Raw genomic sequence first — 18,472 nt, 5'->3', positions numbered from 1 at the left:
AATTATAAGATTATTAGAAAGAGTAAAATATGAATTGGGAAACGGTAATTGGTTTAGAGATACACGTGCAACTGAATACACAATCCAAGATTTTTAGTGGTTCCTCAACTGCTTTTGGTGTAGAACCTAATATTCAGGCTAATGTTGTTGATTTAGCAATGCCTGGTAGCTTACCCGTAGTCAATAAAGAAGTAGTTAATAAAGCAATTAAATTGGGATTGGCTCTAGAAGCAAAAATTAACTCAGTAACTATGTTTGATCGGAAAAATTATTTTTATCCAGACTTACCGAAAGCTTATCAAATTAGTCAATTAACTTATCCTATTGCGGAGTTTGGTCGATTAAATATTACATTAAAAGATGGAAGTGTTAAAACTATTAACGTTACGCGTGCTCATATGGAAGAAAATGCAGGGAAATCTATTCATGATTTATTCGATGCTCAAACAGCTATTGATTTTAATAGAGCAGGCACACCATTAATTGAAGTAGTGTCAGAGCCAGAAATGCATTCAGCTGAAGAAGCTGTAGCGTATGCTAAAGCATTACATACTTTGGTTACTTGGCTGGATATTTGTGATGGCGATATGTCTCAAGGTTCTTTTAGAGTGGATGTTAATGTGTCTGTTCGTCCTAAAGGTCAAGAAAAATTTGGTACTCGTTGTGAAATTAAAAATTTGAATTCATTTAGATATATCGAGCAAGCTATTAATTATGAAGCACGGCGTCAGATTGAAATGAATGAAGATGGTATTGAAGTGACTCAAGAGACTAGATTATTTGATCCAATAATTGGTGAGACAAGAACAATGAGAACCAAAGAGGATGCACACGATTATCGTTACTTCCCTGATCCTGATTTGAATCCTATTCAAATTACTGAAGAAATGTTAAATCAAGTAAAAGCAGAAATGCCTGAATTACCACACCAAATGAAAGCACGATTCATGCAGGAGTATTCTTTATCAGAATATGATGCTTATCAAGTCACCTCCTCCAAAGAACATGCTGAATTTTTTGAAAAGGCAGTTCAATTAAGTAGTGAACCAAAGTTAATTGCAAATTGGATGAATGGAGAGTTGTCAGCTTGTCTCAATAAAGAAAATCTTTCTTTTAAAAACTCTCCTATATCGGTACAACAGTTAGCTGATTTAGTAGAAAGAATTGCAGATGGAACATTATCAAGTAAACTAGCTAAGAAGGTTTTTGAAGCAATTTGGAATGAAAATCTTACAGTTGATATGGTGATAGAAAGAGATGGGTTAAAACAAATTAGTGATGCTTGTGCTATTGAAGCAATGATAGATGAAGTATTAAGTACAAATCAAAAGTCAGTAGAAGAGTATCAGGCAGGAAAAGAAAAGGCTTTAAATGCTCTGGTAGGACAGGTGATGAGATTGAGTAAAGGAAAGGCAAATCCCGCTCAAGTACAAAAAATAATCAAAGAAAAAATCTCTTAAGGAAAATTAAATGATTTCATTAAAACGATATCTTTTTTTACTAGCGTTATTATTGTTATTAGTCAGCTGTGGCTTTCACTTAAGAGGCGTTGGCACAAATGTTGGCTTAAAGTATTCTATTTGGCATATAGTCAATGGAGGTGAAATCACACAACCTTTGAAAAAAGAATTGTTAAGGCGTAGTGGCGTTACTATTCAAGAATCTGACGTTGCAGCAGTGATTCAATTTACCAGAATTGATTTCAATCGACAAACACAATCCATTAATCGTTATGGGGGTGTTGATGATTTTTTGTATACTTTACATGTCAAGTGTCAAATCTATTATAAAAACCAGCCTTGGGGTGAGCCTATAGATGTTGTGGTTGAACGCTATATGAGACATCACATTGATAGTTTAGTTGCACAAGAAGAGGAACAGCATCTTCGGAATGAGATGTATGCAAGTGTTGCAGATACGATTGTGAATCGACTATATTTCTTGCCTGATTTGTAATGATAGATCATTTTAATTTAAGTTTCTCATAGGAGTAAGAAGCATTGAAGCCTTTATATGTCATTTATGGTGAAGAGGACTTATTTAGATTTGAATCTTTAGATACTATAAGAAAAAAGGCTAAAGCAGAGGGCTATTTGCATAGAGAAGTATTTAGGGTCGAAACTAATTTTAATTGGAATGAGTTGTGGTATGCTCTCGAAAGTCAAGAATTGTTCTCTGAGAAAAAATTACTAGAAATTCATATTGCTAATGGAAAGCCTGGAAAATTGGGAAGTGAACAATTGCAATTTTTGGTAGATAAAATCCAGCAAATGGAAGATATTTCTGTGGTTATTTTTTTGCCTAAGATCGATAGAACTCAAATTCAGTCAAAATGGTTTAAAAAAATGGCTGAAATAGCTGACTTACATGAAGCCAAGACAATTTATCCTAGTCAATTGCCTTCCTGGATTCTAGGTCGGTTGGCTCGGTATAATTTAAAAATTGATAAACATGCATTAATGTTATTTTCAGAGCGGATTGAGGGTAATTTATTAGCTGCAAATCAAGAAATTGAGAAAATGGCATTGTTACATAAACCTGGGGATTTGATTGGATTAGATGAAATTCAGTCAGTAATTGCCAATGTAGCACGATTTGATATTTTTCAAATATCAGAAGCATGGATGTCTGGCGATATTGTTCGTGTACTAAAATTATTAGAGGTATTAGAGTTAAATGGTGCAGAGCCTGTATTAATGATTTGGGTTATTAGTGAGGACATTCGTACTTTAATTCGTTTGTGTGGTGCGTTAAAACAGGGCAAAACAATTGCGTCAGTTAAAAATTCTTTAAAATTATGGGGAAATAAACAATATGTAGCTCAAAAGGCAATACAAAGAATCTCTATACGTCGTTTGATATGGGCTTTGCAAGAATGTTCTAGTATTGACAGGCAGATTAAAGGGGTAGAAACAGGTAATATTTGGTATAGTGTTAAAAGTCTATTAATCGATTTAAGTAAGTAAATTTATTTAATCATCTAATTCTTTTGAAAACCTAATATCATCTGCCCAACCTGATTTAACTCTCACCCAAGTTTGTAAGAATATTTTATTGCCTAGTAATTTTTCTATATCCAGACGAGCTTTAGTAGCTATCTTTTTTAATTTTTCGCCATTTTTTCCAATAATCATACCCTTGTGGTTGATTTTATCAACTAAAATACTGGCATTTATACGGATGAGCTTTGGTTGGATTTCAAAAGAATCAATTTCAATATTGACCAGGTAAGGAATTTCTTCGCCGATATATCGGAATATTTTTTCTCTGATAATTTCAGACACTAAAAATTGACTAGAACGATCAGTTAGCATATCTTCTGGATAAAAAGGTAAGCCTTCAGGTAATTGTTTTTTTATTTTCTCAATCAAATGACTAGTCTGATGGTTGTATTTAGCACTAACTGTTTGAATATCAACGAAGGAGTGGTATTTTTGAAAGGATTGAATAAAGCTCTTCAAATCAATCTCATGTTTGAATTTATCTATCTTATTAATAACTAAAATAGTTTTGATATAACGTGGGATTTTATTAATAACTTCTTGATCAGCTTCTTTAAATTTATTCACCTCGACAACAAATAAAACCACGTCAGAGTCTTTAATTGCAGCTATAACATTATCATTTAATTTCTGATTTAAGGAATTTTTATAGATGGTTTGAAACCCAGGAGTATCAATAAAAATTAATTGAGCTGTCTCATCAGTAAAAATACCCTTGATTTTATGACGTGTGGTTTGGGCTTTTTTGGAGGTAATACTAATTTTTTGTCCTATCAAATGATTAACTAGGGTTGATTTACCAACATTTGGTCGGCCAACAACACTAATAAAACCAGACTTGTATGAATCTTTTAGCATAATTATTGTTTCCCAGTAATTAATAGTTGCATTTCATTCAAAGCTAAATTCGCAGCTTCCTGTTCAGCTTTTTTACGACTACTGGCTTTAGCATTGGTTTTAATATTTAATATAGGTATAGAACACTCAATGTGAAATAATTGCTGATGTGCCTCACCAGATTGTTCAATAATAGTGTATTGAGGTAGTGCTATTTTTTCAGCTTGTAATTTTTCTTGTAGTAATGATTTAGGATCTTTAACACGATCAGGCTTGATGTTATTAATTCTTGTAATATAAAAGTGTTGGATGACGCGTTGTGACTCTAAAAAGTTTGAGTCAATACTAATCGCTGCAAAAATAGCTTCCAGAGCATCGGATAAGATAGAAGGGCGTTCATAACCTTTTGTTTTTAATTCCCCTTGTCCTAAACGTAAGTGGTGTCCTAAATCGATTTTAGAGGCTATTTCAGATAACGTTTCCTGATTAACCAGTGACGCTCTTATCCTTGATAAGTCACCCTCAGGAAGATGAGGAAATTTAGTAAATAACATGTGTGCTATTGAATAGTTTAGAATGGAATCTCCAATAAATTCTAAGCGTTCATTATTTAAAGGTGAAAAACTTCTATGTGTTAATGCCTGCTTTAATAGATTTTTATTTTTAAAGGTATATTGTAGGTTATTTTCTAATTGAGAGTCTTTCAATAATATACTCATTGTCAGTTTGATGCTAATTTATTTGTGATGCGGAAATAATAACATTATTTTTTTTTCATCACAAATGAGTATGTAAATAAAATTATTTGACTCTTTTAAGTGATTAAAGTACCTATTTAAACACATCTCGGAAATATATTCACAAATTTAGTCTTGACACATTTTTTTATTATTAATATAATCTCATTCTTTCAAGCACCACGTGCACCCGTAGCTCAGTTGGATAGAGTATCTGGCTACGAACCAGAGGGTCGGGCGTTCGAATCGCTCCGGGTGCGCCATAAGAAGTGTCGAAAATTATTTTTGAGATGCGCCCATCGTCTAGCGGTTAGGACATCGCCCTTTCACGGCGGTAACCGGGGTTCGATTCCCCGTGGGCGTACCAACTTTGATGTATTATTTCACGATATAACTAATGTCTTTTATTCTTACTTAAATTCACACTACATGATGCAAAGAAAATTTATATAAAGAAAATTATATTAGGATCTTTTAGCTCTATAGAGGTATTATTAATGTGATTGATTTGATCAATGTTACTTTAACAAATTAGTTACTTTTTCTGATCCTGCCCATACTAAAAAAAACAGGGTTGAAGATTAATAGCTTTAAAAATTGAAACAGTACTTCATGTCAAACACCTAAATAGGTTTCTTTGTTGGATAACCAGCGATTCAAGTGTTTTTCTACAATGTCAGGTGAAGTTTTTAATAAGTACGCTGCAGTACACTTCGCTAGTTCTGATAAATCACAATCTTCATTAACATTAGCAAATCTAAGTAAGGGAATCCCACTTTGTTTCGCTCCTAGAAACTCACCGGGTCCTCTAATGATTAAATCTTGTTTAGCAATTTCAAAACCATCATTACTTTCATAAATAACTTTTAAACGTAATTTTTCTACATCAGATAAAGGGGTTTTATAAATTAGGATACATTCACCATTAATATTTTCTCCACGACCTACTCGACCTCTTAACTGATGTAATTGCGATAGCCCCATACGTTCTGAGTGTTCAATAATCATGGTCGATGCATTAGGTACGTTGATGCCTACTTCAATGACTGTTGTTGCAACTAATAACTGTATTTGATTTTCTTTAAAGCTAGACATTATTTTTACTTTTTCATCACTTTTAAGACGGCCATGTACTAATCCAATATTTATATCAGTAAATTTTTTTTTGAGTGTGTCATAGGTTTCTATGGCAGTTGTGAGCTGTAATACTTCAGATTCTTCAATTAAAGGACAAACCCAATAGACTTGGCGACCTTGTTTAATTTTTTGGTAAACAAAATTCTCTATTTCTTTTTTGCGGGATTCTGAAACTAATATTGTTTTGACAGGTGCTCGATTAGGAGGTAATTCATCTAATGTAGAGATATCAACGTCAGCAAAATAAGTCATAGATAGTGTTCTTGGAATGGGAGTGGCAGACATCATTAATTGGTGTACTTCTTTGCCTTTTTGTTTGAGTAATAACCTTTGATTAACACCAAAACGATGTTGTTCATCTATGATAATTAATTCTAGATTTTTGAATAGAACATTTTCCTGAATTAAAGCATGTGTACCAATCACAATGTTATAATTGCCCTGCAAGATATCCTGTTTAACTTTTTCTTTTTGGTTTTTATTTTGACTACCTGATAACCAGGCTACCCTTATACATAAGGGTTCAAACCATTTTTTAAATTGAGTCAAATGTTGCTCAGCTAGTAACTCAGTTGGTGCTATGATTGCAGTCTGATAACCAGACTCAATTACTTTCAAAGCAGTCAAGGCGGCTACTATTGTTTTACCAGAGCCAACATCACCTTGTAAAAGACGATGCATAGGGTACGATTGTTTTAGATCATTTTCAATTTCGTCTAAAACTTTTTTTTGTGCATTAGTTAATTCAAAGGGTAAAGATTGTAGTAGTGCATTAACTAGTTTATTTTCAAAATGTAATTTATATTTTTTAGTCTCATTACGTCTTGCTTTCATTAATCCCATAGATAATTGTTGAGCCAGTAGTTCATCAAATTTTAACCGCTTTAGTGCGGGGTTGTATGCGTTTAGCAATTCGTTATTATCATAGTGATTTGAAGGGGGATAATGAATAGCGAAGACTGCAGATTTGAAATCAATTAATTGATTTTTTTTAAGTAAATGGTCAGGTAAAAAATCTTCTAAATTAGCTATATTTAAAGCATTTCTAATGATGGTACGTAAGGTATTTTGACCCAGTCCACTAACAGTTGGATAAATAGGTGTTAAATAAGGGTCTAATTGGTCAGAAAATTGTGTTTTAATCTTGGGATGTATCATTTCTAAACCATAAAAGCCCTTTTTTAATTCACCAAAAGCCCTAATTTTGGTATTCTCGGTATATAGCCTTAACTGATTGGGGTAGAAGTTGAATAAGCGAATAAAAAATATGTTATTTTGTGTATCGTTTATTTGTAATAATAATTGTTTTCTAGGACTATATTTAACAATTTGTTTAATGATGGTGCCTTCTATCAAAATGCATGTTCCAATAGTTGCTTGGTCGATTGTACTTAGTTTTGTTTCATCCTCATAACGTAATGGTAAATGTAACACTATATCAGATAGGGAATTTAGATGTAGTTTGGATAACTGATCTAATGTGGGTTGTGATAAATTCAATTGTTTCTGGGTAAATTCATCCATCACTAGGTACCTAATAGTATTTCATCTTTTGAATTGTAATATTCTTTTTTCAGAGATGAAAGTATTCATTCGGATATCATGTTTCTCATGAGGGATTTTGTTGACTAGTTGACAGTCAAAACCAATAGCAATTTTTTCAGGACACATTCTTAAAAATGTGTGTTTTAATGACGCATCATAATAACCACCACCTTGGCCTAATCTATAACCATTCCAATCTATACCTAGCATAGGAATGAGAATAATATCTAGTTGTTCGATACGTTGTTTTTTGGGGGTTAGTTGATTGTTATTTAGAGGAATAAACCACATTCTTTTATTGAAATTATAATAGATAGGCTTGTATAGTATTATCCTGGGATAAAATTTAGAAATTTGCTGGATAAATGGTTGTAGACTTATCTCACTACCCATGTGTTCATAAACACCAATTTTAAAGTGTTTTTTTTTATGTACTTTAGGATTTTATAACTAACAAGTAAAGACGCTTTTTTCCCTGCTACTGAAGAAATAGAGATTCTTTTTTGTCGTAGTTGTTTTCGGATGGATTGCTTATCAATAGACATAATTTATTTGATTTGTTTATAAACTCTTACATAATCAACTTTAAATATGGCATCTTCATTGTTATTAGGATAAGTTATTTTTTTATTTTTATCCTTAAGAGCCAAATTTAGAATGAAATAAAAATTTTCTCTAAAGGGATTATTTTTAGCATAATAATTCTTAATATCAGAAATATTAATTTTATTAAGTACGTAAGTATAATCTAGCACAATTTCGATACTATCATGGGTGTGAATCAATGTCCAAATGTGATATCGAGACCAGTCAATCGGTGGAGTAAACCTATCTATTCTGTATTTTTGTACAGATTTATTGAGCCCCTTTTTACCTTGCCAAAATAAATTTGCATAGATACTATTTTGATAATATTCTAAAACATCTATTTCACCTAAAACAGGGAAAGGAACAGGTGGTGATTGGTATAAATTACGAGAGCCAAGTAACCAGAAAGCAGGCCAACTATTACCATTAGTGTCAATCTTAGCTCTTATGTCTATTTTTCCATATTTAAAATCAAACCTTTTAGCGGTGGTTAAACTGGCAGAAGTATAGTTTGCTTGTTTTCTATTTTTTGTCCAATCCAAACTTAGAGGATCATAATTAGGGTTGTGCTTTATTTGTTTTTTTGCAGTAATGACAAGGCAGGTACCATCAACGTACGCGTTTTGTTTTTGATACCATTGCGGTTCCTCGTTGCGGACGAAACCTTCCTCAAAATCCCATTTTTCGGGATCAGGGCTGCCCGTATAATCAAACTCATCCGACCAAACCAATTCGTAACGGTTGGAATTTTCTTCTTGATACAATTCAACCTGTTTGTTACTACTAACATTACAGGAAAGCAATAGTAACGTGATTAAGCTTGGGATAATTTTTGTGATAATTTTCATACACCGATACACTGTAGCATTTCCTCGTACTGTAGCACAAGCACCGAATATTTCTCAGAGTACTGAGTAAATATCATATTTTATTAGATTCAGTTTATTACTGGGCACATTAAATAATATCGTTAGCTTAAAAGATATATTACAGATTGATTTAAGTCAACAAAAAAGACCGAATGTATACATTTTATTACTAAGTTATGGTGGAATGTAAGTATTCTATAAGTAAAGAACCAAAAATTGGTCCCGCCGACAGGAATCGAACCTGTATTTTACGCTTAGGAGGCATACGTTCTATCCATTGAACTACGGCGAGACACATTTTTAACTAGCTCGTTTGACAGAATCTTTTACGAGTTTGGATAAAGTATCAGTATATCTGTTCTGTGGAAGAGACTCTAATGACTTTTGTGCTAACTTGGCTAATTTTTCGGCCTCTTCATAACAATACTCTAAAGCAGAGGAATTAGTAATATAATAATGAATTTCTTCAAAACTAGAGCTGTTTGCATTTTCTAATGCATGAATAACTGATTTTTTCACGTTACTACTACCATGATGTAATAAATAAATTAGGGGCAGTGTTGGTTTGCCTTCAGACAAATCATCTCCCACATTTTTACCGATAGTTTCAATAGTTCCAGAGTAGTCCAGAATATCATCTACAATTTGAAATATCAACCCCATATACTTACCAAAAGTGCTTAAGGATTTTTCTTCATTAGGATTGGCATTTCCTAAAATTCCTCCAATTTGAGCAGCTGCTTCAAAAAGCTTGGCTGTCTTTTTTTCGATGACTTGTAAGTATTGATCCTGCGTAATAGTAGTATTACCAATATTGATTAATTGCATGACTTCACCAGTTGCAATAACATTGGTTGCTGCTGACATTACTTCCATTATCTTCATATTATTAGCAGATACCATAAGCTGAAAGGCACGGGTGTATAAAAAATCTCCTACCAAAACTGCTGCTGCATTACCAAATACTCTATTAGCAGTTTTCTTTCCGCGTCGTAAATCACTTTCATCTACCACATCATCATGTAGTAAAGTGGAAGTATGGATAAATTCTATCATGGCGGCTTGTTGATAGAGTATATCATTACTAGAATTTAAAACTTTACCTGCTAAAATAACCGTAATTGGTCTTAAACGTTTACCACCTGATGTAATAATATAATTTCCAATTTGATTAATTAGAACAACATCAGATAATACCTGTTTTTGAATAATTTTATTTACTTTATTGAGATCTTGTTGATTCTCATATTGGAAGTAATCAATAGTTTCGCACATAGGACTTCTTATTTAGTTTAAGATTCGTAGCTGATCATAACACAATGTAACTAATTTATTTTGAATAATAAGTCTTGAATTTTATATTTCTTGCATTGCTTGAGCGACAGCATCACCCATCTCGCTACACGAAACTTGTTTTTTACCAGACTCCATAATATCAATAGTTCGATAGCCTTTCACAAGAACAGTATCGATTGCTTTTTCAATTCGGCTGGCCGTTTTTTCATCATTGAGACTGTATCGAAATAACATGGCCAGTGAAAGAATAGTAGCGAGAGGGTTGGCTTTATTTTCACCTGCAATATCTGGTGCAGAACCATGAGCCGGTTCATAGAGTCCTTTGCCTGTTTCATTAAGTGAGGCAGAGGGAAGCATTCCAATTGAACCTGTTAACATGGATGCTAGGTCAGATAAAATGTCACCAAAAATATTTCCAGTAGCAATGACATCAAATTGTTTGGGCTCTCTAACTAATTGCATTGCAGCATTATCAACGTACATGTGACTTAACTCAACTTCGGGATATTGTTGTCGAATCTCAGTAAAAATTTTTCGCCACAATTCAGTGGTTTCCAGCACATTGGCTTTATCAATAGAACATAACTTTTTATTTCTTTTCTGGGCAGCTTGAAAAGCAACATGAGCAATACGTCTAATTTCTTTAGCATTATAGCACATGGTATTAATGCCTTCTTCTTCTCCATTATTATTAATATGGATACCACGAGGCTTACCGAAATAGATATCACCTGTCAATTCTCGTACAATTAATATATCTAAGTTATCTACATATTCTTTCTTTAAGGTGGAAGCATTAACTAGTTCTGAATGTAAAATTGCAGGACGAAGATTGGCAAATAAATTCAGATCCTTGCGAATGGCTAATAGACCTCTTTCTGGTCGCAAAGGACGTTCTAATTTATCATATTTAGGATGGCCAACGGCACCAAGTAATATTGCATCTGCATTCTGACTTTGTTGTTGTGTTTCTTTGGGGTAAGGATGACCATATTTTTCATAAGCCTTTCCACCTAACAGGCCATATTCATATCGAATATTGGCTCCTTCTTTGATAATTAAATCTATAATTTTTACAGCCTCAGCTATAATCTCAGACCCAATACCATCACCAGGAATAATTAATAATTGATGAGTCATATACTTTACCAAATAATTTAAAAAGGAATAATACTAATCTCTATGTTTGATTTTTTCAAGGGAAATAGTAAAAAGAGTACTGTTTATAAAATACTGAAATTCTCTTAATGTTGTACAACGTATTCAACTATCCCAATTATGATCAATATCATGCGATTAATTTTATGTTTAACTATGACAGATAAAAAAATAAATAAAAATAATATAGAGCATATATACAAGACTAAAACATCATTTAATAATACTTTACAGGAATATATGCTAAATGATAGCATGAGAGCAGCGGATGTTGATAGTAGTAACAAGTATCAACTTAGAAAATATATAAAATTTATTCATTATAAGTAATGAGTTGGGTCATCAGTATAATGATGGTAACTATAAATGAACTTGACATAAAACTTTTATACCTTATAAGTTTTATTGGTTGTTAAAGAGTAGATCGATAGAGAAATTCCTACTTATCTTTAATTCATGTTAAATTTTTAATTGGAACTTGTGTTCTATTTTTTTTCATTGGGGTAGTGAGCTTTTTAAATGGGGGGGTAGATCATGAAAAAGATAAAAAAATCTCTTTTAATTCTGATGGTTTCCGGTACTTTACTTACATCAGGTTGTTCTGGTATTGATCCTTATACTACAGCTCAATTAGGTCTTTCTGCTATCGGTGTTATGTCCGTAACGGATCAGGACATCATTGCTATGAGTAGTGATGCTTGTGAGCAACTGGATAGGAAGAATGTTGTTTTGCCTAATTCTGCTCCTGAAACTATTAGAATCCGTAGAATTGTAAGGATGTTAGATCAAAGTTTGGTGGATCAACCAGTCAATTTTAAAGTTTATCGATCCAAAAGTTTTAATGCTTTTGCACTTCCTAATGGTTGTATTCGTATTCATTCTGCTCAGTTAGATAAATTTACAGATGAAGAATTAGCTGCTGTGATAGGCCATGAAATGGGACATATAGTGTTAAAACATGCTAAAAATCGATTTAAGACGATGAATATGTTATATATTGGTTTACAAGCAGGTCGTTTATCTTCAAAATCAAGTATTATGAACTCGACAGCTTTTCAAGATATTATTATGGGGTTAACTAATGGGCAATACTCCCAACGACAGGAGCTAGAAGCAGATGAATATGCAATATATATGTTGCAACGTCATAACCTTAATCCCTATGCGATAGTAACAATGTTAGAAAAAGTCCAAAAGCTTTATGGTAGTGGATCACCTTCTGGATCATTAGCATATTTTTCATCTCATCCTAATAATCAAACAAGAATAAATACTGCCATTACTCATATTAGTAAGGGGAAATCTAGATTTTCGACAAAAAAAAATGAAAATGCTAATATGAACAATCTTAATAAAAATTAGGGTGAAACAAGTGGTAACAGTGTACTTGAGTGATTATCCAGCAGAGAATAACTTTGCTAGTTTTATGCCGTCTTCAATACTGTAGTAGTAGGGTGGCTCCGGTTTTTTACGTAATACAATATCACCATCTTGGAACATAACCAATTCATTTCTAGCCAATTGTTGCCACTCCTCATTAATGGTTAATGGCAAAGTAGCAATGACTGCTACTTTGTCATTTGGTGTGGTTACTCTAGAAAAATCTATATTGAGATCTTCATCTAGGAGTTTAGCTTCTCCAAAAGGAGATTGACGAATTTTATAAAATAATAAGCTATCACAATAGGCGAGCATCCAATCCCCATTAGAAATTAGATAATTAACTAGGCTGTTTTTCCTGATTTGATTAGTTAAATCAGATAGGAGATCAAAAATTTGTTCTCTAGTGGGTTTTTTATTTCCAAACTTATGTTTTAATATTTCCAGAAAATAGCAGAAAATTTGCTCTGAGTCAGAATCTCCTACAGGATTAAAATAATGTCCATGCTTATGTTCAAAATCTTTGATTTGTCCATTATGAGCAAACACCCAGTACTCTCCCCATATTTCTCTTGTAAAGGGATGTGTATTGACTAAAGAACTTTTCCCTTGAGTAGCTTTCCTGATGTGTGAAATAACATTCATAGATCGAATAGGATAGTCTTTTATTAGCTCAGCGATAGGTGAAGTTGAGCAAGCGTGGTCATCATGGAATAAACGCACACCTTTTTCTTCGAAAAAGGCAATACCAAAACCATCGTTATGTGTATCAGTTAGCCCACCTCTTTTTCTAAATCCTTGAAAAGAAAATACAATATCAGTGGGTGTATTGCAATTCATTCCCAATAATTGACACATCTTTAAGACCTCATATTAATTTAAAATATCGCAAAATATTATTATAGTTTAAGTGATAACTTCTCTAATATAACTCAGAGTATATATTTAAATGAATAATAGTAATATAGCAGATTTTAACGTATTTCATGTTTAATAGACCAAATTTAGTCCCTATTACCATAAGAAAAATAAATTATTACTAGTTATATTAATCTAATCACCTATTTAAAAGCAGAAACTATACCTAGATATGTTGTTCTATCTCTATAGTTTGGCCACATGTACTTCATTTAGAATGTTCGGCAAACTTCCTATCTAAGATGATAGGCTGACTTCCAATTCATATACAAAGAGTATCCTCTACTCAGGTGATACCAATAGACCTAATTATTTCTTTTACATAGCAGATCTTGCAATTAGATAAAAAATAGACATTAGACGTGGTAAAGTTTCTCTACCATTTGGGATATTGGGTAATGCTGTTTTAATGAGAATTTTTCGCTTTGAGACGGTGATGGTGATAACTTTTGGACGACAAAATCCTCCCCCTAATCAAAAATGTTTGGTAAAACTGAGAAATAGATCCAAATTATTATCAAATGTTTCAAAGCTGATACCTACAAAATTTGGTTAATTTATCTAACAAATTATGAGGAGCTTTATTTGATGTAAAACATTAGGGTTAAATTTTCATTTTTACTTCACCATTCTGTTCTTTATACTATGTAACGTGTTTTATCAAAATCTTATATTATTTGTATGAACTCCAATAATTTTTTAATTCTGTTTTAAATTAAATCAAACCCAATTGTCCTTAATCATTTTAGCTTTTACATGCCTAAATAATGACATGTGACCATCTTTTTTGGAATATATACAATTAATTTTCCGTTTTTTACCTAGTAATTTCAAATGGTTATTATCATACTTCCTAATAAGATTACTCACCTCACTTAATTCTATAACTAGTTTCTCAAGTTCCCATTCATATTCTTCAATATTATACTGTTCACTATCATTCTGCTTATCATTTTCTTTCGAGTGTGCCATCGGATAATTGGCAAATTCACTTTGTGATTGAACTGAATATTTGATAAGTTCACCTTGTGGCTCACTAATCCCTGTAATTTGGCTACAAAGCACAGAGTTACCCAAAGGAATACCATAGAATGAAAGTACAATAGGTTGGTCGTGCCAGCAAGGAATACAATAGTTAGGGAGTTGTTCACCTTTTGAATGAACAATATTTGTCATCATATCTTTCACTATCATATTTGTGTATTTATCGTATTTCAAGTGATATAGAAACACTACATCTTGTGTAGTGAAGTTGTTTGGTATGGATACCTTTTTCTCTTCAGAAAGCTCATTGAGTTTTAAGATTCCCTCAACTTCATCCCATGTATATGTAATTAAGATGTGTTGTAACGCACTGGAATTACCATAGTGAGCTATAAAAAAGTGTAGTGGGTGAATAATGTAGGATTTATTGATATTTTTTGGTCTGATAACAAGTAAATTATTCCCATCTTTTTTAAATTTTTCTAAGTAAGAAGGATGAACATATTTACCTGCTTCAAATGGGTGCGATGTTTGAGCTCTCCAAAGAGGTATATAAGATAAGCCCTCACTTTTTGAAAATGTCACCTTATATTTTTTAAATTTGAATTTTTGCTTTGATTTACCCCCTTTCCAAATGCTTCCGAATGGAACTTTATGTAGGTATTTAACAGGCAATGCAATAACAACAAAGCTTTGGCTTGGTGCGCCAGTTGTTTTACTTATATAATCAGGTTTGGTTAAGTTAATAAAAGTGACTTCAACAAGTGTGTCAGAGCTTTTTTGCAAAAGGCGATTGTCATACCAAGTTACAACATATTCGTGCTCTTGATAGTAAAATCCACGAATTAAATGCTTAAAATATTCCTCTAAATTGAGAGAGCAACGCCAAGTATTTCTTTGTAGTTGATTTCCATTAAAATAAGACACAGTCTAGATCCTTCTCTTTGCAGTTGATTTTGATCAAGATAAGAAACATAATCGATATCCTTTTAGCCTATCAAGGCAGAGTATAAATGATATTGTGTTTAGATGATAGTTATTTATTTTTATCCAAATTATCTAGCCATTATCGGAAAAATGTAAGTGTGGAAGTATCATCTGATACCTTAACAGGGAAAGAGCCATCTAAAGGTTACCATTAGAAGTAATTTTATATCAATTCTTTCAATAAGTTGAAATTAATTCATAGTCATATAAATTTATATCTCAGTGTTTCTAAGACAAAACAGAGATAATTTAATTAGAAAAATTGTAGTAGGCTTAAAAAAACAGTATTATTATACTGGAAATATTAATTGGATATTTAAGTTTTTAGAAAAAAACCGTCATTAACTATTAAGTTAATGACGATTAAACAACTTGAATAATATACAAGAAATTGATTAAATATTATTATTTGTTTCTTTATCTGAATTGTTATGACTATTATTTTCTTCTGGTTTAGGTAAAAGAGCTTTAATAGATAGTTTAATCCTACCTCTATCATCCATGTCTAAAACTTTGACTGTAACTTTTTCATTGACTTTTAAATAATCACTCACATTTTTTACACGTTCGTGAGCTATTTGGCTGACATGAACTAAGCCATCCTTACCAGGTAAAATGGATACAATTGCACCAATATTGTTATCTAACAATTTGAGTACTGTGCCATCATAAATTTGGTTAACCTCAACTTCTGTGGTCAACTCTTCAATACGAGCTTTAGCTGCATCAGCTTCTTCTTGTGTGCTAGCAGCAATGACAATAATCCCATCATCAGAAATATTGATTTCTGTATTAGTATCTTTGATGATTCCTCTAATTGTTTCACCACCTTTGCCAATGACATCTTTGATTTTATCTGTATTGATCTGCATGCTATATAATCGTGGGGCATATTCAGATAAATTTTGTTCTCCACTAATGGCATTTTGCATTAGGTTCAAAATATGCATACGTCCTTCTTTAGCTTGTTGTAAAGCAATCTGCATGATTTCTTTAGTAATACCTTGAATTTTTATATCCATCTGCAATGCAGTAATACCCTTAGAACTTCCTGCAACTTTAAAATCCATGTCTCCTAAATGATCTTCATCACCCAAAATATCAGTAAGAACGGCAAACTTATTTCCCTCCAATATTAGTCCCATTGCAATACCAGCTACATGTCTTTTAAGTGGAATACCTGCGGAAAGCATTGATAGGCAACCACCACAAACGGATGCCATAGAGCTAGATCCATTTGATTCAGTTATTTCAGAGACCACGCGAATAGTATAATTAAAATCTTCTTGCTTTGGTAATACTGCTATTAATGCTCTTTTGGCTAAACGACCATGTCCTATTTCACGTCTTTTTGGTGCACTCATTCTACCCACTTCTCCGGTAGAATAAGGGGGGAAGTTATAATGTAACATAAACCTATCCGAATATTCACCATTTAAGGAATCAATAAGTTGCTCATCTTTTTGAGTACCCAAAGTTGTTACTACAATCGCTTGTGTTTCACCTCTAGTAAATAAAGCAGAACCATGAGTTCTTGGTAAAATGTTAGTTTGAATATTTATCGGTCTCACCGTTCTAGTGTCTCTACCATCAATACGAGGTTCTCCCGCTAAAATTTGTCCTCTTACAACTTCAGACTCAATTTTTTTAAAAATTGATTTAACCTCATTTTGTTGTAGTACATCTAAATCTTCATTAATTAAAGTGGCCTGTATTTTTTGCCATATCTCATTTAATTTTACTGTACGATCTTGTTTTTCTTTTATTTTGAATGCTTGTTTAATCTCATCTTCAGCGATTTCTTTAACTTTGCGAATTAGCTCGAGATTTGGTTCTGGTTCTTGCCAACTCCAAAGAACTGGATTAACCTCATTGGCAAATTCTGTAATAGCCTGAATAGCTTTTTGCATTTGTTCATGCCCATATATAACTGAACCAAGCATAATTTCTTCTGATAATTCATTCGCTTCAGACTCAACCATAAGTACAGCTTTTTTGGTGCCAGCAACAACTAAGTCTAAATCTGAATTCTTTAGTTGAGAATGGGTAGGATTTAAAATGTATTCTCCATCTAAATAGCCTATACGAGCAGCACCAATCGGACCTGCAAAAGGTACTCCAGATAAAGTTAAAGCTGCAGAAGCACCCAAAATAGCGGGGATATCTGAGTCTATTTCTGGATCACACGAAAGAACCGTAGCAACAATCTGAATATCATGATAAAAAGCAGGAGGAAACAGTGGACGAATAGGGCGGTCAATTAAACGGCTGGTTAAAATCTCTTTTTCACTTTGTTTGCCTTCACGCTTGAAGAAACCACCTGGTATTTTTCCTACAGCATACGATCTTTCAAAATAATCCACAGTCAGAGGGAAAAAATCTTGTCCTTCTTTAATATCTTTATCTGCTACCACTGTTACCAGAACAACAGTATCCCCCATTGAGATTTTTACACTGCCAGAAGCTTGTCTGGCTATTTCACCTGTCTCTAATGTTACGGTATGTTGCCCATATTGAAATGATTTCGTTACTTTATTAAACATAATTTTCCCTATATATTTTTGAGAGGATCGACTAAAACCCTATTAATAAACACTGTTATAACAATATTTATTAAAGTAGAGTTCCAGTTAGGCGAGTTCCCCCAGAAAATAATAATCGCAATTAAAAAATAATTGCGATTATTTCCAATTGTTATCTACGCAAGCCTAATTTTGTGATTATATCGCGGTAAAGATTTGCGTCAGTTTCTCTAATATAATTTAACAGACGTCTGCGCTTACTTACCATCTTTAGTAAGCCTCTACGACTATGATGATCTTTTTTATTGATTTTAAAATGTTCTGTCAAATCATTGATACGGAACGTTAGCAAGGCAATTTGTACTTCACTAGATCCAGTATCGCCTTCTTTTCTTTGAAATTGTTTAATGATATCCTGTTTTTGTTCTGTTGTTAAAGCCATATTTTACTCCAAGAAAATAAGAGCCCAAAGCCCGACAAGTATACGGTAGCAAAAACCACAATATACTCCC

15 protein-coding genes and 3 tRNA genes are annotated in these 18,472 nt (G+C 32.7%); 6 read left to right on the top strand and 12 right to left on the bottom strand.

Annotation, left to right across the window (positions count from 1 at the left end; translation table 11 throughout):
• Positions 1–29 precede the first annotated feature (29 nt).
• Genes gatB through holA form a run of 3 tightly spaced genes read left to right on the top strand, consistent with a single transcriptional unit; the run spans position 30 to position 2,966 of the window.
• A complete protein-coding gene (gene gatB, locus GKC53_01605; GenBank protein ID QRN40853.1) occupies positions 30–1,460 on the top strand; it encodes an Asp-tRNA(Asn)/Glu-tRNA(Gln) amidotransferase subunit GatB in 1,431 nt (476 codons plus the stop codon).
• A gap of 10 nt (positions 1,461–1,470) precedes the next feature.
• Positions 1,471–1,956 carry a hypothetical protein gene (locus GKC53_01600; GenBank protein ID QRN40852.1) on the top strand — a complete coding sequence of 162 codons (486 nt, stop codon included), beginning with the start codon at positions 1,471–1,473 and terminating at the stop codon, positions 1,954–1,956.
• Between the two features lie 44 nt (positions 1,957–2,000).
• Positions 2,001–2,966 (top strand): DNA polymerase III subunit delta, encoded by a 966-nt coding sequence (gene holA / locus GKC53_01595; GenBank protein ID QRN40851.1) that lies wholly within the window; start codon positions 2,001–2,003, stop codon positions 2,964–2,966.
• A 6-nt stretch (positions 2,967–2,972) separates the two neighbouring features.
• On the opposite strand, the gene GKC53_01590 is transcribed toward holA, so the two are convergent.
• Positions 2,973–3,860 carry a GTPase Era gene (locus GKC53_01590; GenBank protein QRN40850.1) on the bottom strand — a complete coding sequence of 296 codons (888 nt, stop codon included), beginning with the start codon at positions 3,858–3,860 and terminating at the stop codon, positions 2,973–2,975.
• 2 nt (positions 3,861–3,862) lie between these two features.
• The gene (locus GKC53_01585) at positions 3,863–4,558 is read right to left on the bottom strand and encodes a ribonuclease III (GenBank protein ID QRN40849.1); all 696 of its coding nucleotides are present in this window, start codon (positions 4,556–4,558) and stop codon (positions 3,863–3,865) included.
• Positions 4,559–4,762: 204 nt separating this feature from the next.
• Between GKC53_01585 and GKC53_01580 the strand changes: the two genes are divergently transcribed.
• A tRNA-Arg gene (locus GKC53_01580) sits at positions 4,763–4,839 on the top strand.
• A gap of 29 nt (positions 4,840–4,868) precedes the next feature.
• Positions 4,869–4,943 (top strand) — tRNA-Glu (locus GKC53_01575).
• Between the two features lie 248 nt (positions 4,944–5,191).
• On the opposite strand, the gene recG is transcribed toward GKC53_01575, so the two are convergent.
• The 6 genes from recG to leuB all read right to left on the bottom strand — a co-directional run bounded on the left by recG (position 5,192) and on the right by leuB (position 11,151).
• Complete coding sequence (gene recG / locus GKC53_01570; GenBank protein ID QRN40848.1) at positions 5,192–7,237, bottom strand: ATP-dependent DNA helicase RecG; 2,046 nt, start codon at positions 7,235–7,237, stop codon at positions 5,192–5,194.
• Between the two features lie 21 nt (positions 7,238–7,258).
• Entirely contained in the window at positions 7,259–7,651 is a 393-nt protein-coding gene (locus tag GKC53_01565) for a hypothetical protein (protein QRN40847.1), read from the bottom strand.
• Between the two features lie 155 nt (positions 7,652–7,806).
• Positions 7,807–8,694, bottom strand: a complete 888-nt coding sequence (locus tag GKC53_01560; GenBank protein QRN40846.1) for a family 16 glycosylhydrolase — start codon at positions 8,692–8,694, stop codon at positions 7,807–7,809.
• Between the two features lie 238 nt (positions 8,695–8,932).
• A tRNA-Arg gene (locus tag GKC53_01555) sits at positions 8,933–9,007 on the bottom strand.
• 8 nt (positions 9,008–9,015) lie between these two features.
• Positions 9,016–9,990, bottom strand: a complete 975-nt coding sequence (locus GKC53_01550) for an octaprenyl diphosphate synthase (GenBank protein ID QRN40845.1) — start codon at positions 9,988–9,990, stop codon at positions 9,016–9,018.
• A gap of 81 nt (positions 9,991–10,071) precedes the next feature.
• A complete protein-coding gene (gene leuB, locus GKC53_01545; GenBank protein QRN40844.1) occupies positions 10,072–11,151 on the bottom strand; it encodes a 3-isopropylmalate dehydrogenase in 1,080 nt (359 codons plus the stop codon).
• Between the two features lie 552 nt (positions 11,152–11,703).
• On the opposite strand from leuB, the gene GKC53_01540 reads away from it, so the two are divergent.
• Positions 11,704–12,531 (top strand): M48 family metalloprotease, encoded by an 828-nt coding sequence (locus GKC53_01540; GenBank protein QRN40843.1) that lies wholly within the window; start codon positions 11,704–11,706, stop codon positions 12,529–12,531.
• 33 nt (positions 12,532–12,564) lie between these two features.
• Here the strand turns inward: GKC53_01540 and GKC53_01535 are convergent, their stop codons facing one another.
• The 4 genes from GKC53_01535 to rpsO form a co-directional block, all read right to left on the bottom strand.
• Positions 12,565–13,407 carry a class II glutamine amidotransferase gene (locus tag GKC53_01535; protein QRN40842.1) on the bottom strand — a complete coding sequence of 281 codons (843 nt, stop codon included), beginning with the start codon at positions 13,405–13,407 and terminating at the stop codon, positions 12,565–12,567.
• A gap of 780 nt (positions 13,408–14,187) precedes the next feature.
• Complete coding sequence (locus GKC53_01530; protein ID QRN40841.1) at positions 14,188–15,378, bottom strand: hypothetical protein; 1,191 nt, start codon at positions 15,376–15,378, stop codon at positions 14,188–14,190.
• A 455-nt stretch (positions 15,379–15,833) separates the two neighbouring features.
• Positions 15,834–17,981 (bottom strand): polyribonucleotide nucleotidyltransferase, encoded by a 2,148-nt coding sequence (pnp, locus tag GKC53_01525; GenBank protein ID QRN40840.1) that lies wholly within the window; start codon positions 17,979–17,981, stop codon positions 15,834–15,836.
• A 151-nt stretch (positions 17,982–18,132) separates the two neighbouring features.
• Positions 18,133–18,402: a 30S ribosomal protein S15 gene (rpsO, locus tag GKC53_01520; GenBank protein ID QRN40839.1), complete on the bottom strand. Its 270-nt coding sequence runs from the start codon at positions 18,400–18,402 to the stop codon at positions 18,133–18,135.
• Between the last annotated feature and the right edge of the window lie 70 nt (positions 18,403–18,472).

This window comes from Neisseriaceae bacterium (genome assembly GCA_016864895.1).
Taxonomy (GTDB): domain Bacteria; phylum Pseudomonadota; class Gammaproteobacteria; order Burkholderiales; family Neisseriaceae; genus QFNR01.
This window is presented reverse-complemented; position numbering and strand designations above follow the sequence as displayed.

Excerpts from the sequence above, each read along its gene's own strand:
- gatB (QRN40853.1), top strand. The coding sequence starts at position 30 with ATGAATTGGGAAACGGTAATTGGTTTAGAGATACACGTGCAACTGAAT.
- GKC53_01600 (QRN40852.1), top strand. The coding sequence starts at position 1,471 with ATGATTTCATTAAAACGATATCTTTTTTTACTAGCGTTATTATTGTTA.
- GKC53_01590 (QRN40850.1), bottom strand. The coding sequence starts at position 3,860 with ATGCTAAAAGATTCATACAAGTCTGGTTTTATTAGTGTTGTTGGCCGA.
- GKC53_01585 (QRN40849.1), bottom strand. The coding sequence starts at position 4,558 with ATGAGTATATTATTGAAAGACTCTCAATTAGAAAATAACCTACAATAT.
- recG (QRN40848.1), bottom strand. The coding sequence starts at position 7,237 with ATGGATGAATTTACCCAGAAACAATTGAATTTATCACAACCCACATTA.
- GKC53_01565 (QRN40847.1), bottom strand. The coding sequence starts at position 7,651 with ATGGGTAGTGAGATAAGTCTACAACCATTTATCCAGCAAATTTCTAAA.
- GKC53_01560 (QRN40846.1), bottom strand. The coding sequence starts at position 8,694 with ATGAAAATTATCACAAAAATTATCCCAAGCTTAATCACGTTACTATTG.
- GKC53_01550 (QRN40845.1), bottom strand. The coding sequence starts at position 9,990 with ATGTGCGAAACTATTGATTACTTCCAATATGAGAATCAACAAGATCTC.
- leuB (QRN40844.1), bottom strand. The coding sequence starts at position 11,151 with ATGACTCATCAATTATTAATTATTCCTGGTGATGGTATTGGGTCTGAG.
- GKC53_01540 (QRN40843.1), top strand. The coding sequence starts at position 11,704 with ATGAAAAAGATAAAAAAATCTCTTTTAATTCTGATGGTTTCCGGTACT.
- GKC53_01535 (QRN40842.1), bottom strand. The coding sequence starts at position 13,407 with ATGTGTCAATTATTGGGAATGAATTGCAATACACCCACTGATATTGTA.
- pnp (QRN40840.1), bottom strand. The coding sequence starts at position 17,981 with ATGTTTAATAAAGTAACGAAATCATTTCAATATGGGCAACATACCGTA.
- rpsO (QRN40839.1), bottom strand. The coding sequence starts at position 18,402 with ATGGCTTTAACAACAGAACAAAAACAGGATATCATTAAACAATTTCAA.